This is a genomic window from uncultured Dialister sp. (assembly GCF_937959425.1).
Lineage (GTDB): Bacteria > Bacillota > Negativicutes > Veillonellales > Dialisteraceae > Dialister.
The window spans coordinates 1-6,062 of sequence record NZ_CALGPS010000075.1 but is presented as its reverse complement, the minus strand read 5'-3'; the positions used below and the strand labels follow the sequence as shown (position 1 = coordinate 6,062).

Sequence of the window (6,062 nt, the reverse complement as noted above, 5' to 3'; positions counted from 1 at the left end):
CCCCTTTTCCGCCCCAGCTTTCCCCCACCGTCTGGTGCGCCGCCGAAGGAGCAGGCACTGCCCTGTCCGGCAGGGATAGTATTTACAATGCGCTGGGAGGGAATGCATGATGACAAGAACCACATTCTTCACCGCCCTCCTGTCCGCTCTGGGCGCCGCCGGAACAGCGGCCCTTCTCTTTTCCTATGAAGGAGGAAGCGGTTTCCTCTACGGCCTTCTGGCCTTTCTTATCGTTATGTCCGGAAGTTTTCTTCTTCTCCTCCTGCCGGAAAAGAAGCGTTTTCCACTGACAGCCCTGCTATTTGTCTGCCTTGCGGCAGTGCTCATCCTCTTTAAATCGTCCATGGAAAGCAGCTTCACCGCCCTTTCCGTGCCCTTCCTTACCACACTGAAGGAACCCTACGATGTGGAAATAGCCATTCCAAAGCCGCCGTACGGAGCAAGTCCCCTTGCGGCGGAAATTTTCCTTCTCCTTCTCCTTTCCTGGATTTTTCTCTGCGGATTCATTTCCAAAGGAGGAGCGGCCCTGTCCGCCCTCCTCTCCCTTGCCATCCTTCTTACGGGATTCTATTTCGGCCTGAATCCTCCTGCCTTCGGCCTGGTTCCTGCCGGTGCCTATGTGATTTCCCTTCCCGCCCGGCTGAAGGGAGGATTTTCCCATCCCGAAGTGCCGGCCTTTCTTTCCGCCCTGGTCTTCGGACTTGTGATTTCCTTCCTCATCCCCGAGAGCCGCTATGAACAGCCCTCCCTCTTTGCCGGAATGCAGGAGGAAATCGTTTCCTTCGTGGATCCCTACGACCCCATCTTCCATGCAGGCAATGCCTACACCGGCATGATGAAGGGCGCCGCCGGAAACCAGAAACTGGGCAGCGTGAACGGCGTCCGCTACTCCGGCCGAATCATTGCGGATATGGAAACAGCAGACGCAGAAAGCCGTCTTTACCTTCGCAGCTGGAGCGGCGGGGAATATGAAAAGAACCGCTGGAAGGATCTGCCGGACAGCAGCTATGAAGGGGTCAGGCATTTATTTGACAAAAATAACGGCGAGTGGTACGACCAGGGCGCCTGGCTCATGGAAGTCATTGCCCGGAGCCCCGCCCTTTCCCAGAGCCTTTCCAACTATCTGGAAAAGGGAGAATCTGTGGAAGGACTGAAAAAAGATTTCACCATCGACGCAGTCTACGAAAAGACCCGCTTCCTCCTTCTTCCCTACGATGCCAGCTTCGGCGCCCCCCTCTTTGCCTATGACCGTTCCCCCATAAGCCGGGAAGGGAAAGCTTACAGCACCTATCGGTGGGCTCTCCCCTCCGGCGCCCTCCTTTCCATGATGGATAAAGAAAGCAGCAGTGACCCCTATTTCCGCACCTACATAGAAGGGGAAAGGGAATACCGCCGGTTCGTGTACAATCACTATTTGGCCATTCCGGATTCCGTAAAAGAGGGCCTTGCTACCCTGGGCCCCCTCCCGCCGGTGAAATCCCTTTCAGAGAAAAGGCAGCGAGTGGAGGATATCCGCCGTTTCCTTGCTGAAAATTACCGCTATACCACCAACCCCGGCAAAACGCCGGAGGGGAAAGATTTCATCACCTACTTCCTCACGGAAAGCAGAAAGGGCTACTGCACCTCCTTCGCTTCCGCCGCCGTCATGCTCCTCCGCGCCTCCGGCATTCCTGCCCGCTACGCCGTGGGCCTGACTGTGGGCAGGGATGAAATCAACGGGGCGCCCCTTTCCAAAGACGGCCTCCATCAGTACAGCATTAACGACCACCACGCCCATGCCTGGGCAGAGGTGTACGTAGACGGTCTGGGATGGCGGCCGGTGGAAATGACGCCGGGCTATGAAGGCACGGACAACCCCTTCCCCATTCCGGAAGACAAAAAGAGAAACGACTCCGGTGCCCCCGACGCACCGATGGATGAGAAAGACAAAAACAATCCATCCCGGCAGGAGCCTCAGCAGAAGCCCCAAAATCAGCAGGACCAGCAGCAGAATCCTCTGAATGGAAAAACACCTGAGAATACGCCCCAGCTCGCCCCGCAGAATCCGGGAGCCCCTTCATCCAGGCCCCTTCCTAAAGGACTTCTCCTCCTTCCCCTTATCCTTGCTGCCGCTGCCATCTTCATCCTCTTCCGCCTCTCCGCCGCAAACCGCCTCATCCGCCGCGCGCCCGAAAGCAAAGAATCCTTCAACCGCCTTCTGGACTACATGGACCGCCTTGCCCTCTACGCCGGCATCCCAAAGAAAGGAAGCTATGAAGAGCAGAAGAAAGCCTTCCGAAAAGATAAGAGATTTGAAGGATTCGACCGTCTTATGGACCTCCTTGTGAAATCCAGATTCTCCGGCGTCCCCCTTTCCAAAGAAGAAAAGGAACAGGCCGCCTCCCTCATCGCCAAAGCAAGAAAGAACTGCCTGGAAGAGATGGGCCTTTGGGAAAAAATCCGGTTCCTGCTGATCAGGAAGATGTGAAGTTAGTGAGCTGGTGAGACAGTGAGACAGTGAGACAGTGGGACAGTGAGACAGTGAGACAGTGGGACGCTGTCCGCTTACCGATGGGGTACTGTATGACCCATCAGGCGGGCCGGGGAGTTTCCTGCCTCTATGATTCGCATTCATCCCATGCCGTTTAGAAAACCATTCGCAAACAGTTTCCTGTCGCAGTGATTCGCATTTATCCCATGCCGAACAGGAAACTTTTCGCAAACAGTTTCCTGTCTCTATGAACCGCATTCGTCCCATGCCGAATAGGAAACCATTCGCAAACAGTTTCCTGCCGCAGTGATTCGCATTCGTCCCATGACGTACAGGAAACCATTCGCAAGCAGTTTCCTGTCTCTATGATTCGCACTTCCCCCATGCCGAATAGGAAACCATTCGCAAACAGTTTCCTGTCTCTATGATTTGCATTCGTCCCATGCCCTGTAGAAAAACCTCAAATTCCCCAAGGAAAAAGCCCCTGCTTTCGCGGGGGCTTTTTCCTGTGAAATTGTCTATACCAAGCGCAGGGCGCTATGGCTTCTATTATCCCAGGAAGGCCATGGATTCTTTCCACTGGGCAGCCTTTTCTTTCATGGCTGCCACCGCTTCTTTGCCGTGGGCTTTCTGGCGTTCTACGGATTTCGGCCCTGTGCCGCCGTAGCTTTCACGATTTTTCACGCAGTTTTCTATTTTCAGGGCTTCCATAATGTCTTCTTCAAAGAGAGGGCTCATGGATTTCAGTTCTTCCATGCTGAGGTCATGGAGCACCTTGTGGTGTTCGATGCAGTAATGCACCGCATTTCCTACCACCGCATGGGCCTGCCGGAAGGGGAGGCCCTTCTTGGCCAGGTAGTCCGCCATGTCCGTGGCGTTGGAGAAGTCGTGTTCCAGTACTTCCCGGGTATGGCTGCCGTTGACGGTCATTGTGTTAATCATGCCGGCGTAAATGTCAAGGGCAAAGTAAAGGGTATCAATGGCGTCAAAGACCCCTTCCTTGTCTTCCTGCATGTCCTTGTCATAGGCCAGGGGCAGTCCCTTCATCACGGTGAGGAGGCCCATGAGGCTTCCGTAGACACGGCCGGTTTTGCCGCGTATAAGTTCACACATGTCCGGATTCTTTTTCTGGGGCATGATGGAGCTTCCGGTGGAGTAGCCGTCGTCCAGTTCGATGAAATGGAATTCGCTGGTGCTCCAGTAAATGAATTCCTCAGAGAGCCTGGAGAGGTGCATGGCGCAGATGGAGGCAAAGGAGAGGAACTGAAGGAGGTAGTCCCTGTCGGACACGGCGTCCAGACTGTTTCCATACACCTTGGAGAAATGGAGGTCCTCCGCTTCTTCCAGGGGATTGGTGGGATAGGTGGTGCCTGCCAGGGCGCAGGCGCCGATGGGGGACATGTCCGCCATTTCATAGCAGTCCTCCAGCCGCTTAAAATCTCTTTCCAGCATGGCGAAGTAGCAGAGCATATGATGGGCAAAGAGCACCGGCTGGGCCCGCTGCATATGGGTATAGCCGGGCAGAATCACATCCTTGTACTTTTCTGCAGCCAGCAGAAGGGCTTCTTCCACGGCAATCAGCTTGTCCGCCAGTCGGCCCATCTGTCTTTTCATGTACATATGGAGGTCCAGAGCGCACTGGTCGTTCCGGCTCCTGGCGGTGTGGAGCCTTGCGCCTGCATCGCCGATATCGTCGGTGAGGCGCTTTTCCACGTTCATATGGATATCTTCCAGTTCCACGGAGAAGGGGAACTTTCCATCATCGATTTCCTTCTTGATTTTGGAAAGGCCTTCTGTGATTTTCTCACAGTCTTCTTTTGAAATGATGCCGTGGCGGGCAAGCATTTTCGCATGGGCTTTGGAACCGGCAATGTCTTCTTTATACATCCGGCAGTCATAGGAAATGGATGCGTTGAAATCAAGGGCATTTTTTTCCTCCGCTTTCGTAAAGCGTCCGCCCCACATCATATCACTCATTTTGCATTCTTCTCCTTCATGAGGGCCCGGATGGTAAGAGGCAGGCCGAAGAGGTTGATGAAGCCTTCTGCGTCAGCCTGGTTGTATACATCATCTTCGCCAAAGGTAACGAATTCTTCGTTGTACAGGGAATAGGGGCTTTCTGCGCCGTGGGACATGATGTTTCCCTTGTAGAGACGGAGGGTGACTTTACCGGTTACGGTTTCAGAGGTCTTGTCTGCAAAGGCCTGCAGTGCTTCCCTGAGAGGAGCAAACCACATGCCATCGTAAACCAGTTCGGAATATTTCACCGCAGCCACTTCCTTGAAATGGAAGGTGGCCCGGTCAAGGCACAGTCTTTCCAGTTCCGTGTGGGCATAGAAGAGGATAGAGCCGCAGGGGTTTTCATAAACGCCGCGGGACTTCATGCCTACCAGTCTGTTTTCTACCAGATCATCGATACCGATGCCGTTTCTTGCGCCGATGGTATTCAGTGTATTCACCAGTTCCACGCCATCCATCTTCTTGCCGTTAACAGCGGTGGGCACGCCCTTTTCAAATTCAATGGTAACCAGTTCATCCTTGTCAGGAGCATCCTCCGGATCGCAGGTAACCAGGTACATATCCTTGTGCGGTGCATTGGCCGGATTTTCCAGATCATCCCCTTCATGGGACAGGTGCCACATATTCCAGTCCATGGAGTACGGATATTTCTGGGCAGCCTTTTCTTCATCGGTCTGCTTTTCATCGTACTTATCAATGGGCACGCCATGGGCTTCAGCGTACTTCATTTCATCTTCCCTGGACTTCATATCCCAGATTCTCCAGGGAGCGATGATCTTCATATGGGGAGCCAGTGCCTTGATGGTCAGTTCAAAACGAACCTGGTCATTTCCCTTGCCGGTAGCACCGTGGCAGATGGCGTCGGCGCCGTACTTCTTGGCCATGTCCACCAGGCATTTGCCGATAAGAGGACGGGCAAAGGAGGTGCCCAGCAGGTACTTGCCTTCATACCGGCCGTCAGCCTTCAGTACATTGTAAGCGTATTCTTCGATAAATTCTTTTCTTACATCCAGGGTTTCAGCCACAGAAGCACCGGAAGCAAGAGCTTTCTTATGGATAGCATCGAAATCTTCAGGCTGGCCCAGATTCACCGTGCAGGCAATGACTTCGCAGCCATAATTTTCTTTCAGCCAGGGAATAATTACGGAAGTATCCAGTCCGCCGGAATAAGCAAGAACTACTTTTTTAACATTTTTTACATCAGCCATAGGAATGCCGCCTTTCTTCATTGAATATAGACAATTTCATGAGCCCTTCACGGGGGCTTTTTCTTAAGATGTGATAATTATACAGCGCTTTGCATAAATGTGCAATAGGAAAATTGAAATTTTTTCACTTTTCTGCATTTTTATTTTCTTCTGAAATAGTGGTTCGTACGATACTTACTGGATATTTCTCCAATCTGTACAGAGAAAAAGAAATTTTATTCTTTATGCAGAATATACACATGGTAAAGGGTTCAGAGGGGCGCGCCCTTCGGGCGCGAAAGGTTCTTAAGATTGACCGGCCTATCGGCCGGAGGGTTGTGGCCGCCTGACGGCGGCGGGTTGTGTAGAAAGGTTGTGTAGAAAGG

The 6,062-nt window shown here is 52.9% G+C and carries 3 protein-coding genes; 1 reads left to right on the top strand and 2 read right to left on the bottom strand.

Annotation, left to right across the window (positions count from 1 at the left end; genetic code table 11):
* The first annotated feature begins 106 nt into the window (after positions 1–106).
* Positions 107–2,467, top strand: coding sequence for a transglutaminase-like domain-containing protein (locus Q0482_RS02965; RefSeq protein WP_299143190.1), 2,361 nt, complete (start codon positions 107–109; stop codon positions 2,465–2,467).
* A gap of 552 nt (positions 2,468–3,019) precedes the next feature.
* Here Q0482_RS02965 and argH read toward each other — a convergent pair.
* The gene (gene argH, locus Q0482_RS02960; protein WP_299143187.1) at positions 3,020–4,447 is read right to left on the bottom strand and encodes an argininosuccinate lyase; all 1,428 of its coding nucleotides are present in this window, start codon (positions 4,445–4,447) and stop codon (positions 3,020–3,022) included.
* A complete protein-coding gene (locus Q0482_RS02955; RefSeq protein WP_299143186.1) occupies positions 4,444–5,697 on the bottom strand; it encodes an argininosuccinate synthase in 1,254 nt (417 codons plus the stop codon). The genes argH and Q0482_RS02955 overlap by 4 nt, the downstream gene beginning before the upstream one ends.
* Positions 5,698–6,062: the final 365 nt, after the last annotated feature.